The sequence below is a fragment of the Flavobacteriaceae bacterium genome, assembly GCA_003443635.1.
Classification (GTDB): domain Bacteria; phylum Bacteroidota; class Bacteroidia; order Flavobacteriales; family Flavobacteriaceae; genus AU392.
Genome location: CP031964.1, coordinates 2,402,346 through 2,421,298 on the forward strand (window position 1 = coordinate 2,402,346; position 18,953 = coordinate 2,421,298).

17 protein-coding genes and 1 pseudogene are annotated in these 18,953 nt (G+C 29.4%); 11 read left to right on the forward strand and 7 right to left on the reverse strand.

The genetic code is table 11. The features are described from left to right. Window positions 1–3: 3 nt before the first annotated feature. The 3 genes from ccoN to D1817_10980 all read right to left on the reverse strand — a co-directional run bounded on the left by ccoN (window position 4) and on the right by D1817_10980 (window position 4,844). Window positions 4–2,199 (reverse strand): cytochrome-c oxidase, cbb3-type subunit I, encoded by a 2,196-nt coding sequence (gene ccoN / locus D1817_10970; protein AXT20386.1) that lies wholly within the window; start codon window positions 2,197–2,199, stop codon window positions 4–6. 5 nt (window positions 2,200–2,204) lie between these two features. After that, window positions 2,205–2,396, reverse strand: a complete 192-nt coding sequence (ccoS, locus tag D1817_10975) for a cbb3-type cytochrome oxidase assembly protein CcoS (GenBank protein AXT20387.1) — start codon at window positions 2,394–2,396, stop codon at window positions 2,205–2,207. A gap of 72 nt (window positions 2,397–2,468) precedes the next feature. Then, window positions 2,469–4,844: an HAD family hydrolase gene (locus D1817_10980; protein ID AXT21270.1), complete on the reverse strand. Its 2,376-nt coding sequence runs from the start codon at window positions 4,842–4,844 to the stop codon at window positions 2,469–2,471. Between the two features lie 106 nt (window positions 4,845–4,950). Here D1817_10980 and D1817_10985 point away from each other — a divergent pair, with 106 nt between their 5' ends. The 10 genes and pseudogenes from D1817_10985 (at window position 4,951) to D1817_11030 (ending at window position 11,823) form a co-directional block, all read left to right on the forward strand. Beyond that, window positions 4,951–5,628, forward strand: a complete 678-nt coding sequence (locus D1817_10985) for a Crp/Fnr family transcriptional regulator (GenBank protein ID AXT20388.1) — start codon at window positions 4,951–4,953, stop codon at window positions 5,626–5,628. 75 nt (window positions 5,629–5,703) lie between these two features. Continuing rightward, window positions 5,704–5,904 (forward strand): hypothetical protein, encoded by a 201-nt coding sequence (locus D1817_10990; GenBank protein AXT20389.1) that lies wholly within the window; start codon window positions 5,704–5,706, stop codon window positions 5,902–5,904. A 129-nt stretch (window positions 5,905–6,033) separates the two neighbouring features. Continuing rightward, a pseudogene (locus tag D1817_10995) lies at window positions 6,034–6,501 on the forward strand (nuclear transport factor 2 family protein). Between the two features lie 95 nt (window positions 6,502–6,596). Continuing rightward, window positions 6,597–7,775 (forward strand): class A beta-lactamase-related serine hydrolase, encoded by a 1,179-nt coding sequence (locus D1817_11000; protein ID AXT20390.1) that lies wholly within the window; start codon window positions 6,597–6,599, stop codon window positions 7,773–7,775. A 247-nt stretch (window positions 7,776–8,022) separates the two neighbouring features. Beyond that, on the forward strand, window positions 8,023–8,910 hold the full coding sequence (locus tag D1817_11005) for an MBL fold metallo-hydrolase (GenBank protein ID AXT20391.1): 888 nt from the start codon (window positions 8,023–8,025) through the stop codon (window positions 8,908–8,910). Between the two features lie 64 nt (window positions 8,911–8,974). Further along, window positions 8,975–9,412: an SRPBCC domain-containing protein gene (locus tag D1817_11010; protein AXT20392.1), complete on the forward strand. Its 438-nt coding sequence runs from the start codon at window positions 8,975–8,977 to the stop codon at window positions 9,410–9,412. 86 nt (window positions 9,413–9,498) lie between these two features. After that, entirely contained in the window at window positions 9,499–9,861 is a 363-nt protein-coding gene (locus tag D1817_11015) for a nuclear transport factor 2 family protein (protein ID AXT20393.1), read from the forward strand. Beyond that, complete coding sequence (locus D1817_11020) at window positions 9,854–10,327, forward strand: hypothetical protein (GenBank protein ID AXT20394.1); 474 nt, start codon at window positions 9,854–9,856, stop codon at window positions 10,325–10,327. The genes D1817_11015 and D1817_11020 overlap by 8 nt, the downstream gene beginning before the upstream one ends. A gap of 112 nt (window positions 10,328–10,439) precedes the next feature. Then, window positions 10,440–11,042 (forward strand): CDP-alcohol phosphatidyltransferase family protein, encoded by a 603-nt coding sequence (locus D1817_11025; protein ID AXT20395.1) that lies wholly within the window; start codon window positions 10,440–10,442, stop codon window positions 11,040–11,042. A 31-nt stretch (window positions 11,043–11,073) separates the two neighbouring features. Then, window positions 11,074–11,823, forward strand: a complete 750-nt coding sequence (locus D1817_11030) for a DUF1835 domain-containing protein (protein AXT20396.1) — start codon at window positions 11,074–11,076, stop codon at window positions 11,821–11,823. Here the strand turns inward: D1817_11030 and D1817_11035 are convergent. From D1817_11035 to D1817_11045, 3 genes are all read right to left on the reverse strand, one after another. Beyond that, window positions 11,820–12,422, reverse strand: coding sequence for a hypothetical protein (locus D1817_11035; GenBank protein ID AXT20397.1), 603 nt, complete (start codon window positions 12,420–12,422; stop codon window positions 11,820–11,822). The two genes, D1817_11030 and D1817_11035, sit on opposite strands and share 4 nt — an antisense overlap. A gap of 52 nt (window positions 12,423–12,474) precedes the next feature. Next, window positions 12,475–13,557 (reverse strand): esterase family protein, encoded by a 1,083-nt coding sequence (locus tag D1817_11040; GenBank protein AXT20398.1) that lies wholly within the window; start codon window positions 13,555–13,557, stop codon window positions 12,475–12,477. Between the two features lie 84 nt (window positions 13,558–13,641). Continuing rightward, window positions 13,642–14,718: an AraC family transcriptional regulator gene (locus D1817_11045; GenBank protein ID AXT20399.1), complete on the reverse strand. Its 1,077-nt coding sequence runs from the start codon at window positions 14,716–14,718 to the stop codon at window positions 13,642–13,644. A gap of 329 nt (window positions 14,719–15,047) precedes the next feature. Here D1817_11045 and D1817_11050 point away from each other — a divergent pair, with 329 nt between their 5' ends. Continuing rightward, the gene (locus D1817_11050; protein ID AXT20400.1) at window positions 15,048–15,425 is read left to right on the forward strand and encodes a DUF2200 domain-containing protein; all 378 of its coding nucleotides are present in this window, start codon (window positions 15,048–15,050) and stop codon (window positions 15,423–15,425) included. A 237-nt stretch (window positions 15,426–15,662) separates the two neighbouring features. Here the strand turns inward: D1817_11050 and D1817_11055 are convergent, their stop codons facing one another. Then, complete coding sequence (locus D1817_11055; GenBank protein ID AXT20401.1) at window positions 15,663–18,953, reverse strand: peptidase M1; 3,291 nt, start codon at window positions 18,951–18,953, stop codon at window positions 15,663–15,665.

The following is an 18,953-nucleotide window of genomic DNA, read 5'->3' on the forward strand; positions in this document are numbered from 1 at the left end:
TTTTTATTTTTCAGAGGTTAATGTTTCTTCTAATTCTTTTAAGTTTATATCTGTTCCTAATCGTTGTAAATAAGCAATAAGTGCTACGATTTCACGATTTCTCATTTCTATAAAATCTGCACCTCCAGATGCCTTATCAGCTTCATATGTTTTTGCAAAATCTGGATCTGTATAGAGGTTTTTTTCGATTTCAGTTCCTTGTTCTGTCATTTGTTGTTGTGCATTGGCAATATCTTCTTCTGTATAAGGTACTCCTAATTTTACCATTGCACGCATTTTAGTTTCAGTAAGAGATTTATCAAGTTCGTCTCTAACTAACCATTGGTAAGCTGGCATAATAGAACCGCTAGAAGTACTTTGCGGATCGTACATATGATTTAAATGCCAATTATCTGAATATTTACCTCCAACTCGATGTAAATCTGGCCCCGTACGTTTACTCCCCCAAAGGAATGGGTGATCGTAAACGAACTCTCCTGCTTTTGAATATTCTCCATAGCGTTCTACCTCACTTCTAAAAGGGCGAATCATTTGCGAATGACAGGATACACAACCTTCTCTAATGTAAATATCTCTACCTTCTAATTCTAAAGGTGTGTACGGCTGTACACTACTAATAGTAGGGATATTAGATTTCACCAATATTGTGGGTACAATTTGTACAATCCCGCCTATTAAAATAGCTATTGTAGCAAAAATGGTAAGCTTTACAGGTTTACGCTCTAACCAAGTATGCCATCCTTCTCCTTTAACACGTCTTTTTGATACACGTTGCAATGTAGGTGCTTCAGCCAACTCATCTGCTACTTTACGGCGCGCTCTTTTTATTGTTGTAATAATATTATATGCTAAGAAAAACATCCCAATAATATAAAGTGAACCACCAATAGCACGCATCCAATACATCGGGATAATCTCAGAAACAGTTTCTAAAAAATTACCATAAACCAATGTACCGTCTGGATTGAACTGTTTCCACATACTAGCTTGTACAAATCCTGCTACATACATTGGTAATGCATATAAGATAATCCCAAGTGTTCCCAGCCAAAAATGCGCATTAGCTAGTTTTGAAGAATGTAATTTTGTTTTAAATAATCGAGGGACTAACCAATAAATCATTCCGAAGGCTAAAAACCCATTCCATGCTAATGCCCCAACGTGAACGTGTGCTATAATCCAATCTGTAAAATGTGCAATTGCATTTACATTTTTAAGAGAAAGCATAGGACCTTCAAACGTTGCCATACCGTACCCTGTAATCGCAACAACCATAAATTTTAAAACAGGATCTGTTCGCACTTTATCCCAAGCGCCACGAAGAGTTAATAATCCGTTTATCATTCCTCCCCAAGAAGGCATTAACAACATCACAGAAAAAGCAACTCCCAAGTTTTGAGCCCATTCTGGCAGTGCTGTATATAAAAGGTGGTGTGGTCCTGCCCAGATATATATAAAGATTAATGACCAAAAGTGAACAATCGATAAACGATACGAATAAATTGGCCTGTCTGCTGCTTTAGGTATAAAATAATACATGAGCCCTAAAAATGGAGTTGTCAGGAAAAAAGCAACCGCATTGTGCCCATACCACCATTGTACTAATGCATCTTGTACTCCTGCATATACAGAATAACTTTTTAAACCGCTAACGGGTATTTCCAGGCTATTAAAAATATGAAGTACTGCTACTGTTACAAATGTGGCCAGATAAAACCAAATGGCTACATACATATGTCGTTGCCTTCTTTTAAGGATCGTACCAATAAGGTTGGCACCAAAGGCTACCCAAACCAAAGCAATTGCAATATCAAAAGGCCATTCTAATTCTGCATATTCTTTTGAGGTTGTATATCCTAGGGGTAAAGAAATAGCAGCACCCACAATAATAAGTTGCCACCCCCAGAAGTTAATATTACTAAGTACATCACTAAACATTCTGGCTTTAAGTAAACGCTGCGAAGAGTAATAAACTCCAGCAAAAATAGCATTACCTACAAAGGCAAAAATAACAGCATTGGTATGTAATGGTCTTAATCGTCCAAAACTTAACCAAGAAATGCCATCTGTTAAGTTTGGAAATAAAAACATAAATGCTAATAATAACCCTACTAGCATACCAACAACACCCCAAAGCATTGTAGCAAAGATGAATTTTTTAACGATTTTATTATCGTAATAAAATTGCTGTACTTCCATAATATTTATAATTTATTTTTTGTAGTTTGTTTAGATTTTTCAGGTGTTTCTTTAACAAGCTCATCTTCAAAAAGCATTCGTATAGATGGTGTATAATCATCATCAAACTGTCCACTTTTTACGGCTATTATAAAAGCTATAAAAAAGACAATTGCAACAAGAATACTTATGGCAAGTAAAATGTATATAACGCTCATACCTATTTGAAGTTATGGTTCAAAATTATACTCATTTGAGTTCTTAAAATATGACATATGTCATGTTATCATTTATTTTAATTTATTTCCTAAAATGTTTGTAGCAATTGTTGTAAACACAACAATACTAATAGAACTTAATGGCATTAAAATAGCAGCTACAACAGGTGCTAATTGTCCTGTAACAGCAAAATAAAGTCCAATAACATTGTATATAAATGAGAGTAAAAAACTCCATTTTATGATTTTAATAGCATTCTTTGAAGCTTTGATATAGTTATGTAACTGATTAAATTTTGAGGCATCTAAAATGGCATCACAAGCAGGTGAAAATACATTCACATTCTCTGAAATAGCAATTCCAATATTACTCTGTGCTAATGCTCCTGCATCATTTAACCCATCTCCTACCATTAATATATTAGCTCCTTCGGATTGATGGTATTTTATATACTCTAATTTATCATCTGGTTTTTGATTAAAAATAAGCTTGGTTTTGGCCGGTAATAATTTTTTTAAGTTTTCATATTCTCCTTCGTTATCTCCAGAAAGTATTACCAGATCATAATTCTTTTTTAAAGTATTAAAGAGTTTAGATAATCCTTTTCTATAGTTATTATAAAAGATATATTTTCCTTTATAAGTATTATTTGTACTAATATGTACTGTAGTGTTTAAAACAGGTGTTTGTTGTGCTTCTCCAACAAAACTTGCTGAGCCTATTTTAATTTGTGTATTATTATGTGTGGCTTCAATGCCTTTTCCTAAATGTTCTTCAAAATGATCTAGCGTAATAATATTGTGCTCCTCTAAAATAGTATACAAACTTCTGCTTAAAGGGTGATTAGAGCCTCTTAATGTATTTTTTAATAAAAGTTCTTCTGATACTGAAAGTGTATCCCCTTCATAAGTTGCAGTACTCTTTTTATTTGATGTTATAGTTCCCGTTTTATCAAATATAATGGTGTTCATATTTGCTAATTGCTCGATAACTGTAGCGTTTTTAACATAAAATCGAAGTTTACCAAAAATGCGTAGTAAATTACCAAATGTAAAAGGTGCTGATAGAGCTATAGCACAAGGACAAGCGATAATAAGTACCGCAGTAAATACATGTATTGCTTTTGAAGCGTCATAAAACACCCAAAATAAAGTAGATAAAAAAGCAATAGCGAGAATTACAATCGTAAAATGTTTGCTAATTGTATTGGTAAGAGTTGTAAATCTTTCTTCTTTATCTGTGCTAAAAATAGCATTGCTCCATAATTGAGTAAGATAACTTTGTTCTACTGATTTTATAGCTTCTATTTCTATTACTCCAGAGGTTTGTTTCCCTCCAGCAAATAACTTATCTCCAGATTGTTTTTTAACAGTTTCGGATTCCCCTGTAACAAAACTATAATCAATTTTAGCACTTCCATTTATTAATATTCCATCAACAGGAATCAATTCTTCATTTCTAATTAATAATCGATCTCCCTTTTTAATATCATAAACTTGAATTGAAGTTTCCCTTCCTTTGGGTGTTATTTTAGTTACTGCAATTGGGAAATACGACTTATAATCTCTTTCAAAAGATAAAAATGCATATGTTTTTTGTTGAAAAAATTTACCAAGTAATAAGAAAAAAATTAAACCCGTTAAGCTATCAAAAAAGCCAGTTCCTAAATCCAAACTTACCTCTATAGTGCTTCTTATAAAAAGCACAGATATTCCAAGAGCAATAGGCACATCTATATTTAACATTTTAGAACGCAATCCTTTATACGCTGATATAAAATAGTCTTGAGCAACATAAAATACCACAGGTAATGAAAAGAAAAACATTAACCACCTAAACACAACTTTGTATTGCTCTATCCAAAATCCACTAACTTGAAAATATTCTGGGAATGATAAAAACATTACATTTCCAAAAGCAAATCCTGCGATACCTAATTTGTAAATAAGTGTACGGTCTATCTGTTTTTTTCCTGTATGATAATCATCGAGAGAGATGTAGGGTTCATAACCAATAGCACTTAATAGCAATACTAATTCTTTTAAAGAATATGTATTAGTATGATATGAAACTCTAACTGTTTTTTTGCCAAAATTAACCTGAGACGAAGTGATTTCTGAGTTTAGTTTATTTAAATTTTCTAAAATCCAAATACAAGAACTACAATGAATATGAGGAATTGAAAGCGTTACAATTTGTGTTTGTCCATCATCAAACTCTAATAATTTATTGATGATATTTTCCTGTTCTAGAAAATTATATTTCCCATTAATTTCTTTTGGAGTTGCTCCTGGAGAAGTTTGTAAATCGTAATAACATGTAAGATCATTTTCAGAAAAAATTTCGTAAACTGTTTTACAGCCATTACAACAAAATGCTTTTTCGTCTAACCATACTATGTTTCTCTCACAATTATCTCCGCAATGGAAGCATAATGTATCTTGCATAGCTTTGCTCATTTATACCTTTGGCAAAGGTTAAAAATGAGTTGCATTTAAAATATGATATTTATCATACTTTGATTATTTTTACAAGACATCAATTATAATTTAAATGAGCAATTGCGATCAGTGTATCATACGACAATTTAACTCTCTAAAAGCGTTAACTAAAGACGAATTAATTCGCATTTCGGGATGTAAAACTTCTACAAAAGTTAAGAAGGGTGAATTAATTTTTAAAGAAGGTGAGGCTTTAAATGGTGTTTACTGTGTTAGAGATGGAATATGTAAGTTAGCAAAATTAAGTGCTAATGGTAAAGATCAAATTGTAAAACTTGTGGTTAAAGGCGATCTATTAGGTCAACGCTCAATAATTGGAGAAGAGCGTACAAATCTTAGTGCTACAGCTTTAAACGATATGGAAGTTTGTTTTATTCCCAAAAATGAAATTATTAAAGATCTTCATAATAATTCTGCTTTTTCAATGGACATGCTACAGCATATGGCTCATGATTTAAAAGAGGCTGATAATGTTATTGTAAATATGGCGCAGAAATCTGTAAAACAACGTTTAGCAGAAACATTAATTTATATTCATAGCAATTTTGGCACCAATAAAGAAGGGATGTTAAGTGTTGTTCTCTCTAGGGAAGATTATGCCAATATTGTTGGTACTGCTACAGAATCTGCCATTAGAATACTCTCTCAATTTAAAAAAGAAGGGATTATCTCTATGTCTGGAAAGCAGATAAAAATTGAGAAACTTGGCATCTTAAAAAGTATAGAATAATAACTAAGGTAATGGAGATTTTTACTGTAAAATGAGTTACAGAAAAAATATTACCCAAAAGACATTCAGGAAAAAATGAATACTCAAACTAAATCGGTACTAAAATCAGGATTAATTTCTGGAATTGTTTATGCTGGAATTATGGCTGGATTTGATTATTTAGACGGGCAAAGTTTTAGAATATGGCGGTTTATTTTTAATATTTTGTTTTTTGGAATACTTATATCATTAATGACTCAATATAATCTTAAAAAAACAAGTAGTAAAAGAAAGTGATTAATCAATGATAGAGTTCTATAGATTTCTTTAGAAAAATTTGCCAAAAAAAAATGGATGAAATTTTACAGGAAAATAAATAATCCATAGAAAAACAGTAGCCATAATTTAAAATAAGTAAAGCTAGATATGAAAGCCTATTTAAAAACATTCTTCTTGATTTTATCAGTTGTTTTGATAACTCATCAAACTACCGCCCAAGACCTAACCAAAACTCATAGGGATTCTTTAAATAGAATAGTTACAAAATACTATGACTTAAACCTTAACATATTTTAGGCAAGCTCAACAATCTCAGATATCGATAACGTTTTTAAGCTTTTTATAAATGATTTTATATACGTTCATCCAAAATATGGTGGTACTTACACACGAGAAGATTTGTATAATGGTTATGTACGAAATCAAGAAAATGGTGCTTATGATGGGGGAATCACTGATATTAAAATAATCAATAAAATCATCGGGTTAAATGCTGTAATCGTACAAAAAATATTTGTCGAAAAAAAAGATGATGAAATCAAAAATAAAAAACCAGAAATGACACTTTTTGAATTTAAAAATGGAAAAATATCTCGAATATTTGAATATTGGTAGTATAACGATAATGCATCAGGGTTGAACTATAGATGATTCTTTTTATTAATTTAGATGAATACTACAAAACCATACATTAACAATAATTACGAATAATGATAACAAAAGCACTATATTTTTTCATTTTTATATTGAGTTTTTTTTCTTGTCAAACAGATAAAAAAGTAAAATATCTAGAAAAAACTAAAAGCTCTAAAATTGATAGCTTAGCCAATCGATATCTGCAATTAAATAGATTTAGTGGAACAATTGTAGTTGCTAAAGATGAATCGATTATTTACAATAAAAATTTTGGTTTAGCCGATTATGAAAACAATGTCCCCTTTTCTGACGAAACTGCTTTTAAAGTTGGAGAAATAACAGAAATTATCACTGCCAACATTGTCATAAAAATGGCCAATCACAAAAAACTTCAGTTAGCTGATAAAATATCTAAATATCTACCAGAAATAAAATCTGATTTAACAATAAATGATGTATTAAGTCAAAGGATAAAATCGAAAACTCATTTTTCAAATACAACAAAGGAAAGTAATTTAGATTACAATGTTTTAGGTTCATTAATAGAAAAAATAAGTGAGAAAAGTTTTCAAGAAAACATTGAAGATTATAGCAACTACTTAGGGTTAGAGAATACTTATTACACAAAAATAGATCCATCTATTGCTGTTGGTTATCTCTACCATAATTACCGAGGTAATGGACTTGAATTACAGAAATCACCTTCTATAGATCTAGAAAACACATTTAATTTTAATGGGTTAAAATCTACTGGAAGTGATTTAATTAAAATCATAAAATCAAATCCTATAGAGCTAGACATTGATGGTTATTTAGAAAATGATGGATTTAGTTACTCAGTAATAAATAACTTGGAAAATAAGACATCAATTGTTGTTTTGAGTAACCGAAGACAGCCTGTGACAAAGGAAATATCTAGCAGTATTAATGCAATACTTATAGATGAAGAATATAGACTTCCTTTATCAAGAAAACCGTTTGATATTGATAAAACCATTTTAAAAGATTTTTCAGGCACTTACTCTATTAATGAAAATGTAAATATTGAAGTCCTTAATTCAAATGACAGTCTGTTTGTATTAATGGGGCCTAATAAAATATATTTAGTTCCACAATCATCAAATCAATTTTATATGGAGCAAATGGATGCATCTATGAGGTTTTTGAGAGATTCAACAGAAACAACTAACAAGATTGTTCTTTTAGATGGATTTATAGATAGCGATCAACAAGCGATTCGAATAAAAAAATAACTATTGCTAACGATCTATAATCGCAATTACCGAAGTCAATAAGTCAAACTTATAAAAGATCTTAACTATGGCTTAAATATAAAATCTGTAAAATAGGTATGAATGCAAAAAGAAGATTTTAAAACAGAAATTAAGGGTAAGCAACAACATTAATAGTTTAGTGCATCTAGTTTTTTCATTAACTAATTTATAGATTTCTCTCTTTTTCCTATCTTAGTTCTAAAACGATCAAACAAAATATAAAATCATGTCCGTTACAAAACATATCTTCATTCTATTTTTATCTTTTTTTTTGTTGGCATGCCAATCTAATATATCTAAACAGAACTCCAATAACACTAACCTTTTACAACATAGTACAGTTCAGGATACGTTAACCAATGTTCTAAAAATAGCTTATGTTGGAAATATGGGAGTATGTATTGAGTCTGGAGATAAAACGGTAATTATAGATGGATTACATCAGTTTTATAATAAGGAATATGTATATCCTACAAACGACATGGTGAATGAATTAATTAGTGGGAGCTTTAAAAATTTTTCTGCTATAGAGTTTAGTCTGTTTACACATTTTCATGGAGATCATTTTAGCAATGTATACTCAAAAAAGTTTTTGAAAAATAATAGTAATGGAGTTATAATGGGATCATATCAAATAAAAGAAAGTATTGATCAATTACTTTCAGAAACCGATAGCATTTCTCATAAGATTAATATTGTTCCTTATAATAAACAACCTCATACAGTAGAAAGATCTGATATAAAAATTACCGCTATACAATGCGATCATTCAAGTCCAGAATATCACGGTAAAACAGAAAATATTGCATATGTTGTTACTATAGATGGTTATAACATACTTCATGTCGGAGATACAGATTGGGCTTTAACTCTAGAGCCTTTTAAAACTTTAGATATTAAAAACACAAAACTTGATATTGCTGTCCTCCCTTACTGGTTACTATTAGAAAATGGAGCTGCTACCAAAGTTAATACTCTTATTTCCCCTAAACATATTATAGCTACTCATATTCCACCAAATTTTAGCAAACGTTACCAAAAACAATTACATAACAGGTTTTCTAATATAACTTTATTAACTACTTTAGGAGAAGTACATTATTATAAGAAATAACAAGTTCTCTTCTTTTTATTATCTTAGTATTCTCACTAAAAATGAGCTCTAAAGTTAGTATTTTATGAAAAATATAGAGGAACCTATTATTGTAGAACAGATTTTTAATACCTCTGCTGAAAATGTTTGGAATGCAATAACTGTACTCGACGAGATGAAACAATGGTTTTTTAATAATATTGAATCTTTTGAACCTAAAGTAGGTTTTAAAACTCGATTTGTTGTTCAGGTAGAAGATAGAATATTTCCGCATTTATGGAAATTAACACAAGTAATTCCTATGAAAAAAATATCTTATGAATGGCGATTTGAAGGATATTCAGGAAGTGGGATTTCGAGCTTTGAACTTATGAGAAAAGAAAACCAGACAAAATTAAGGTTAACTTTTACAGTTATTGAAAAATTCCCTAACGATATTCCTGAATTTAAAAGAGAAAGTGGTGTTAAAGGGTGGAATTATTTTATTAAAGAAAGTTTAAAGCAATATTTAGAAAAAGCATAGAATACTACTAACAGCTTACATATAAAATAGTTGATCGATATTTAAGTATTTCAAGTAAATTAACAAGCTTTTAAAAGGTTAAGAAAATGGACTTAAAAACAATAGTAAACAAGTGGTTTCATAAATGGGAAGAAGGAGATTTTACTAACTTACCTATTTCTAAAAACTTTAAACATACAAGTCCTTTTGGTACAATAAGCGGAAAAAGCGAGTATATATCTCTTGTTGAAGATAATAAAGACAAGTTTTTAGGCTATCATTTTGAAATACAAGATCAGGTTTTTGGTACAAAAAAAGCTTGTATTAGATATAGAGCTACTAAGGATGACTTTATCTTAGATGTAAGTGAATGGCATTATGTAGAAAATAACTTGATTAAAGAAATTATAGCACATTATCATATTGGAGAGATCAGAGAAGAACGAAAACTTTCAAATCAAAATGGCTAAGAAAAAAACATATCGAGAAAAAATAAATGAAGTCGAAGAAAAAATTCATGATATAACCCCTGAATGGGAGGAAAAATTAGGGAAAGGGAAAATTTTAATTCCTAATGCAATAGATATAGAAAGAATTATAAACAATACAAAAAAAGGAGAGTTATTAACCAACGATACAATTAGAGCAATTTTAACTAAAGAAAAAAATGTACAAGTAACTGCAGCCATACCAACTGGGGTTTATCTCAAATATATTGCTTTAGCTGCCGAAGAAGAAAAAGAATTAAACAAAACGAGTATTACACCATATTGGAGAGTGCTTAGACCAGATGGTTCGCTTAATACAAAATTTCCTATCTCAATAAATGAGTTGACTAATCTTCTTGAAAATGAAGGTCATAAATTAGAACTTGGCAAAGGTAAAAAATCTCCTAAAGTAATTGCATTTGAGTCAAAAATTAGAGTTTATAAATAAAAATTATTATCGTTAATCTATATAGCTTATCATAAAACGACTATGAACATTAAAGAGTTTATTAATTAAATAAGTAATTTTGATAAAACATTACTTGCAAGTAAAACTTAAAATGAAAAATATTCCTTTTTTGCTTATTTATAGCAGAATATTAATTGGTATTTTTATTGGGTTACTAGCGGTTTTAAAAACAAATAATCCCTCTATTTTAATTGTTATTTTGATGACATTAGGATTAATCACTGACATCTTTGATGGGATTATCGCTAGAAAATTAAATGTCTCTAGTGAAAAACTTAGAGTATGGGATTCAAACGTTGATCAATTTTTTTGGTTAATGGTGATTGGTTCAATATTTTATTTAAATATCACTTTTGTAAAAGAAAATAGTATTTGGATAAGTATAATTGTTTTACTTGAGTTTATATGCTATTTAGTGAGTTTTATAAAGTTTAAAAAATCAATTGCTACACATTCTATATTAGCAAAAATATGGACCTTATCATTACTTGGTTTTCTTATTGACTTAGTTCTTAATAACACAAGTCGTATTCCTTTTATAATTTGTATAGGTTTAGGTATTATATCAAGAATAGAAATAATTTTAATTATTATAAAATTAAAAAAATGGGCAACAGATATCCCTTCAATTCTAGTTGTTTCTAAAATTAATCAAGGAATTAAAATTAAAAAGAATAAATTATTTAATAGTTAAAAGTAATGCTTAAAATTCATTATTATTCTTTATGAAAAAACAATACCACATCTTAAATGGAGATGCACTTAAAAATAAATTTCCAAAAACTATTAATGGAGAAATTATCGTTGCACGAGAATGTTTGGTAGACGGCCCAGTAAAAGAAAATAATTTAAATGAGTTATATAAAACTCGAGCTAAGTTCTTAAATAATAATTATGGAGGTTGCTCAGAACAAGATTATTTTAAGAAAGTTGTAGTTGAGTTTCAAAAAATACAAAATATTCCAGAAGATACAGAAATAAACCTTTGGTTTGAGGATGATCTATTTTGTCAGGTAAACTTTTGGTTTGTTAGCTGGCTTTTATATAGTTCTAATAAAGAGAACTCTGTTTTTCTTGTAAGACCTCAAACTCATAATCAATATGGCTTTGGTGGTTTAAATAGTTCTGAGCTAAATTTAATATACAAAAACAGAATATTGCTCACAGAAATCAAAAGCATTACAAATCTTTGGGAGTTTTATCAAAACAATAAAACAGAGCATTTACTTAAAGTAGCTACGAAATTACAACATATATACCCCTTTATACTTCCTGCTGTAAAAGCCCATATAGATCGAATTCCAGCTAAAGGGAAATTAACAAGGCCAATACAATCTCTTATGCAAATAATGAAAGATCTAAAAACTGAAGAGTTTGGCCCTGTATTTATTGAGTTCAATAATCGTGAAAATATATACGGGTTTGGTGATTTGCAGGTAAAAAGAATATTTGATGCTATTAAAAAAAATGCTTAGTCATACTTAATAGTTTCATACCCTTCATTTTCTGCTGTTTTTTTCCAAACATAACTCCCTTCTGTTCTCCAAGAGCCATTTTCGTAGATTTTAGAGATAGTTTTATGTTTGTCTTTAGAAAGCATGATATTTTCTCCTAGGGCAAAATAAATTTTCCCATTTGGTAAATAAGCTTTTTTTCGAGAGACAAAAGTATTGTCAGAAATAAAATAAACTTCAGCTTCTGTAAATCGCCCACCTTGAATGATTTCAAAAAATTTTATCTTTTGCTCACCAGGGTGCCAAATCCACATTCCAGATGAAATAATATGAGCTGTTTCACCAATATAAGTAACAATTGAAAGGCGAAGGTAATTTTCTTCTAACTTGAAGTCAAACCAAAGGCCAACTGCCTGATGAGAGGATGGGTTTTGAGGATTATAATTCGGATTTGGTGCCATCCACTTACCAGATCCTTCAGATAAATATTGAGCCATTTTTAAAAAATCTTGCTTTGATGAGCCTTTAATATCTTTTTGCGCTTGAGCCGTTTGAAACAAGAAACCAGTGAAAATAATTATTAAAAATTTAGAGCAGAGGTTATATTTTATTTTTTTCATTTCGTATGCATTATAATTATACTATAGATAAATTGAAAAATAAGAGAGAATGTTATTTATGTTCGAGTAGCTCCCAAAAATATGGGAATACATCACTATAGAGCCTCCCTTGTTTCCCCCAAAGACGATTTCTATGATCTCCATTGTACTCTTCAAAAATATGATTGATTCCGTTTTTAGTAAGCTCTTTTGAGAATACTCTAGTGTTTAGAATAATAAACTTAAACTCATCATAAAACCCACTATCTAATTTTATCCCTTTTAATTTAGAAGCATTGTTAACATAACGCTTTACTAATTGGCTAGGTGATTGTTTTTTCCACAGTTGGTAAACAGAATTATTACGTATTAATTTTCCATTTTCCATATGATATGGAAGATTAGTATAAAACGGTGGATTGTTAATATTAGGTGAAAATGCTTGCCCCATGGATATAAGGCCAATACTCCATACATCCTGATTAGCTATAAGTTCATTTAAAGATCTTGATGTTGAGATTCTCTCGAATGCTTTATTTTCTGAAGTAAGATCTCCTACGAAATCTATAAGTGCTGGATTAAGGGCATATAAAACGCTATAAGTATCAGGATTTTCCATTGCTAGTGTAATAGCCCCATAACCACCCATTGAATGCCCTACAATCCCTCTATTTTGAGCTTTTTTTATTGTCCTGTAGTTAGAATCTATATAGTTAATCAATTCCTTTGTGGTAAAATCTTTCCAGTTTCCTGTAACCTTCGAATTGACATACCAACCACCTAAAGAGTTCGTACTTTGATTAGTCATCACAACAATCATTTCTCCAAACTTACCATTAGCAATACCTTCATCCATAACACTTTTTATTGTCATAAATTTTTTTCCTTTGTATCTAGGTCTAATCCAATCATCATCAGTACCAGCAAAACCATGGAAAAGATAAACAACAGAATAGTGTTTATTTTTATTATGTGCATAGCTAGGAGGTAAATAAATAGAAACATTTCTATCAGGAGACTCTTTAGTAATTGTTTTTTCAAGTAGTTTACTATGTATTATTTTCTTTATTATTTCGCCTGATTGTTGTGCATTTATAGAAATAAATAAAAAGATAAATACACTAGTAAATATTTTTTTCATGATTCTTAATTTCATTTGATTTGATTTGATATTTTTAAGTATTTCATACAAATGAACCAAGAACAATTAAAGAAATCGACCTTATAGATAAGGTAGGACTTATTTTTGAATAGATTTTTTATACTGAGAAGGTGTAAGGCCAGTGTAATCTTTAAAAATACGATTGAAAGCAGATTTACTATTGAAACCACTATCTAAAGCAATACCATAAAATGTTTTTTTAGTGTCTCCAATGTTGCTTTTTATTTCTTCAACTCGATATTCATTAATTAGCTGAAAGAAATTCTTATTTAATAACTCATTAATTACTTGTGACAATAAATTTGAGTTTATATCAATCATTGAAGCTAAATGATTTAAAGATAAATTTGGGTTTAAATAAGGTTTCTCTTCCTTTAAAGTTTTTTCAAGATTCTTTAATATTAAAAGCTTGTCTTTATGATTAAGAGTTGACTTTTGATATCTGTTTTGTTTAATGATTTGTTCGTCTTCAGGAATTAAATCTTTTGGATATAATACTAATATTAAAGCAAAAAAGAAATATGAAAAAGTAAATATAAAAGCAGAAATTCGATCAGGCTCAATGTTTAGGTTTGGATTTAAATACTCTAGTGTCACAAGTAAATATACGATAACAACAACGATGAGTTGAAAAATAACAAATCGATGAATTAAGGTGATATTAAAATTGTTTTTTATGCTGTTCTTTTTTCGAAACTTGTTAATATAAAATCTGCATATTAAGAAATAGAAAAATGAGTGTAGTCCTTTAAGCCAGCTAAATATAATTGAAATTAATGCTACTCTATTTATATCTGTTTTCGAAAATCCACTGTATGGCAGAAAAAAAATGAAAAAAAAGAGAAAAGGAGTAAAATGCAGTATGTCATTTTTTTTGAGCTTAAAATTAGAATTGAGAACTGAAAAAGTATAGAGTAAAAATATTGGACCTATTAATAAAGGAATCGCTTCGCTCGATCGAAAAACAGAAAAAAAAATTCCTGGAAATAAAATGGAAAAAAACTTTGGAATAATTAAAGTTAAGGGACATATTAAAAGAAGTATAAGCAGCTTTATAGTTAGCTTACGTCCTTTTTTCATTAACAATAGTAAAGTGATTAAGAAAAACCCTTGCACTATACCAATACTATATAAAATCAGCCAAATATCTATCATCGCTTAATTTTAGCTATTTTAATAATTTAAAACTATTTTATAATCACCTTTAATTACAGTTTAATTTAGACGATTTGCAGTCTGGAAAAGTTACAAACTTTATTAAAACTCTTTTCTTTCCTATATGATTTTTTTATATTCCGATATTAAGGATTAACATTATGGGTTATATAAGTCTTTGTACATTGAAGATACAGGATTGATACAATAAAAATCAAAATAGATAAAACATGAATCATTTAATAAGTTAAATTTAGTATCTTTTCGTTCGAAAGGCAGAATTGAGTTTAGCGCTCTGTTAGCGTTAATCAATTCAAAATTAAATAAAAATGAAAGTTACAGTCGAAAAAAATGAAAAGGTTGCCAATATGATATTTGCATCCATTTATCCACTTTACCTGAATAGATTGGAGAAAAATGGTAGAACAAAAGCAGAACTCAACCAAGTAATTAAATGGTTCACTGGTTTCGATCAAGATGTTTTACAAGCACTTATTGATGAAAAAGTAACCTTTAGAACATTTTTTGAAAAAGCAGAAATTCATCCCAATGCACACATGATTAAAGGAGTTGTTTGTGGTTATCGAATTGAAGAAATAGAAGATGAATTTGAATTATATAAACAATGTAGACGTATGGAAAAACTGATTGATGAATTGGCAAAAGGTCGTAAAATGGAGAAAATTTTGCGTGAAGAAAAAAAATAAAAACTGATACTACAATATATAAACGACGTTAAAACGATCTCTTATTTATTATCTTTTCCTTCGCAAAACAGAACTGGGTTTTGCGCTCTATTGCTAGTAAGTTGACCAGGCCAATGAAAATCGAACTTAGATTTTAAAATAATATCTAACTAATTATAAATAATGTAAAAAAGACTCAAATACAAAAAGTAATTGAGCCTTTTAATAAAATGAATTATAACAATTAAGTTCTATATTTTAATCTTTCAACTCATTAACAGATTCAAAAAGCTCTGTAATAAGATATTGCAAATCATCAGGAGTAACCTCTCTAAAGTAGTTTAATAAATCTTTACTAGTTGCATACCTATTCGTATTTAATTTTAGTTTCCCTTTATTAGTATCCCAATCATTAATAAAACGTTTTATAGCAAGGTTTACATTTTTTTCTCCTATAGTTTCTTGCAAAGTATACATATTGATTGCTCCTTTAGCATAGTAAATATAATCTTGATTTTCTACCAATGCTAAAGGTAGTTCTTCCGATGCTTCTCTTATTTTTCCTTCTCCATATCTTTCTTTTTGTAGCTCTAGAAACTGCTGTACTTTTTCTTTAGAATAGTAGTGTTCCAAAACCATTATTGCAGCATATTGTGATAGAGTTTCTAATATAAAATACTGTCCCTGAACATTTGCTGCTTCTATTTGCATACCAAACCATTGATGTGCAAGTTCATGCGCTGTAACATAAAAAGCCATATCTACATCTTTTTCATCATCTATATCTAACACAAAACCAATAGATTCAGAAAATGGTACTGTACCTGGAAAGGATTGCGCAAATTCTGCATATCGAGGAAATTCCATGATACGCAAATGCTCATACTGATATGGGGTGAAATTAGCACTGTAATAATCAAATGAGGCTTTCATAGATTCCATCATTCTATTTAAATTATACTCATGTCCTTTATGATAATATATTTCTAAATTGACTGGTTGGTTTGTTTCATCAAGTTTGGATTGCCAGATATCTTTTTTAATTTCATATTGCGCAGAAACAATCGAATAAAAATCAATAATAGATTGATTGGTTTTATAATGAAAATAATTACGATCGTTTTCTTCCCACTGTTTTAATAGTTTTCCTGACACAACGGCTGTTTGATCTTTATCTGTACCAATTACCATCTCAAAATTAATCCCGTCGGAGTCACTCCCTGATCTCGCGTTTAGCAATTCTTTCGAATTATCTATAGCTGCCTTATTTAATCTCTTCGGTAATTGATAATCAGCTCGATCATCACTATTACGAAGTTCATATCTTCGATTATACCCTAAAGTTGGAAAGTTTTTATTGTTAAAAAAAGTTCCATTTTTAACAACACTAGAATTAGAACCAGATTCCTCAAAACCTTTAGTTTCAAAAGTTTGTTTAAAATTCATTCTAATATCATTCCCAGGCTGTAATGGTTTGTTTAATTTATAAATAAAATAACCATACTCATCGTATTCATTATTTTTTATTGCACCATCTTTAAAAGTGACATATTCTAATGTAACATTTGATTCTATTAGTTTTTGAACATGTATTTCATTAATAACTGTTTCAGTAGTATTTTGAAATATATAATAACCTTCTGCCGTATAATTACGTTCTGAAGGGTACAATTCAACATTTAAATTCACATCTACTATTTTTGGTTGCGGTATGTATTCAAACTTTTTGAGTGTTTTTTCATAAGATGCTCTATACTCCAATTCTTTAGTGCTAGTCCAATATGTATTTAAAATATTGGTGTTATAAAAAATGTAAGTCCCTATTATAAAGAATAACAAAAACGCCAATACTCCAAGTCTTAATAAAGGTTTTGTTAAGTGATATTTACTTAACCTCCATCTCATTTTAAAACTGGTTTCTGTTCCCCTAACGACAAAAGCAGTAGCGACTATAAATAAAAGGACTGAAAAAGATATCCAATACGTTTTTATCAAAAGATAAGGAAATAAAAAATGGCCATAACCATTCATGTCAGAATAAAATGTTAGTATACTACCTCCAAAGCTAAGTAGATCATGTTCTACACCTATAAACCCTAAAATGATAGTGCCTACAAAAAGAATTAAGGTCGCCACAATTCCTGTAAATTTATTATTCATCAATACTTGAGCTAGAAAAGCAACAAAAGTATAAAGTATTAAAAAGGGAAGCATTTCTAGAAAGAAGCCATAAAAATAGACATCTAGTTCATAATGATAATATCCGTTAACCGTTTGGAAGAGAACTCCTGCTAGAATCAAAGATAACATTAACACTGTATAAATTAATATCAGGCCTATAAATTTACCTGATAAGTTTATAAAATTGGATATAGGTGTAGCATCATAAATAAGATTTAATTTTACTATTCTTTCTTTCCAAATAAGTTCTCCTGAATAAAATATTAATATAATAGCGAAGAAAAAACCTGACATCTCTTTTAGCTCTCCAACTATAAGATGTGTTTTAGGATAACTGTCAACGCCATAGACTGTTCCTAAACTAATAGAATTGATGATAATGATAATCATACCACAAATTACTATCGCCCAAAAAGCTGTTTCTTTAAGTATGGATTTAAAATAAAATAACGAATGGTGTATTAATTGAATACATTGTGTTTTTATATTTTCATGTACTATCGCATATGGTATTTTAGTATCAAAGTTTTCTAAATGATTAGATGTATCTAATGATAGTGTTTTTCTTTTTTTATGGGCTTTATCTCTTACCACATTAAAATTGAATTTATAATACCCAATTATTAAAACAACACTACCAATAGCTACCCAAAATAATTTATTATATAAAAGTACATCGTTAAAAGGAATCAATTGTGAATTTCGTTGAGTTATTGACCAACCCTCTACCATATCAGTCAATGATGTTAGAGAAAAAGGGTCTAATAATGCTTGTAAAAATTCATTTTCGATTGACTTAGTAAGCATGAACAATACAAAAATGAAAATAGCTTGTGTATAAACTACTATTAATTTTCTACTTAAAAAACCGGTCACAAAAAATACTGCAGCTCCAAAAAAGACAAGAGGTAAAACAATATAACAGAAAGGTTGCAAGTAAGCTAGAAAGTTAAATGGCAATAAATGACCCGGTTTATGCCAAGGCATAAATTCTCCTAAAGTAAAACCCCATAGCATACCACTAAACACAAAAAGCAACACCGTAAAAGAACCCAAAAACCGACCTAATAAATAGTCTCTTTTCCTTATAGGGTTTACAAACATTAGAGATTCTATTTTATATTCGAAATCTCGCAAAATAGGCACTCCCATTACCATAGATGCGATCACTAAAGAAATACCTGTAATTGCAGCCATTGATCTAGCGATAGTTATAGGCGCATTCCTTTTTATAATATTAAAATCCATTCCTTCAAAAATAAAATCTACACCTCCTATAGAGAATAGAAATAGAAATGCAAAGAATGCATAAGTATCTGGGCGTTTTATTCTGTATTTAATTTCGAATTTGAATATTTCGTACCACAT

Coding starts and splice junctions, on each gene's coding strand:
- ccoN (AXT20386.1), bottom strand. CDS start 2,199: ATGGAAGTACAGCAATTTTATTACGATAATAAAATCGTTAAAAAATTC.
- ccoS (AXT20387.1), bottom strand. CDS start 2,396: ATGAGCGTTATATACATTTTACTTGCCATAAGTATTCTTGTTGCAATT.
- D1817_10980 (AXT21270.1), bottom strand. CDS start 4,844: ATGCAAGATACATTATGCTTCCATTGCGGAGATAATTGTGAGAGAAAC.
- D1817_10985 (AXT20388.1), top strand. CDS start 4,951: ATGAGCAATTGCGATCAGTGTATCATACGACAATTTAACTCTCTAAAA.
- D1817_10990 (AXT20389.1), top strand. CDS start 5,704: ATGAATACTCAAACTAAATCGGTACTAAAATCAGGATTAATTTCTGGA.
- D1817_11000 (AXT20390.1), top strand. CDS start 6,597: ATGATAACAAAAGCACTATATTTTTTCATTTTTATATTGAGTTTTTTT.
- D1817_11005 (AXT20391.1), top strand. CDS start 8,023: ATGTCCGTTACAAAACATATCTTCATTCTATTTTTATCTTTTTTTTTG.
- D1817_11010 (AXT20392.1), top strand. CDS start 8,975: ATGAAAAATATAGAGGAACCTATTATTGTAGAACAGATTTTTAATACC.
- D1817_11015 (AXT20393.1), top strand. CDS start 9,499: ATGGACTTAAAAACAATAGTAAACAAGTGGTTTCATAAATGGGAAGAA.
- D1817_11020 (AXT20394.1), top strand. CDS start 9,854: ATGGCTAAGAAAAAAACATATCGAGAAAAAATAAATGAAGTCGAAGAA.
- D1817_11025 (AXT20395.1), top strand. CDS start 10,440: ATGAAAAATATTCCTTTTTTGCTTATTTATAGCAGAATATTAATTGGT.
- D1817_11030 (AXT20396.1), top strand. CDS start 11,074: ATGAAAAAACAATACCACATCTTAAATGGAGATGCACTTAAAAATAAA.
- D1817_11035 (AXT20397.1), bottom strand. CDS start 12,422: ATGAAAAAAATAAAATATAACCTCTGCTCTAAATTTTTAATAATTATT.
- D1817_11040 (AXT20398.1), bottom strand. CDS start 13,557: ATGAAATTAAGAATCATGAAAAAAATATTTACTAGTGTATTTATCTTT.
- D1817_11045 (AXT20399.1), bottom strand. CDS start 14,718: ATGATAGATATTTGGCTGATTTTATATAGTATTGGTATAGTGCAAGGG.
- D1817_11050 (AXT20400.1), top strand. CDS start 15,048: ATGAAAGTTACAGTCGAAAAAAATGAAAAGGTTGCCAATATGATATTT.
- D1817_11055 (AXT20401.1), bottom strand. CDS start 18,953: ATGTGGTACGAAATATTCAAATTCGAAATTAAATACAGAATAAAACGC.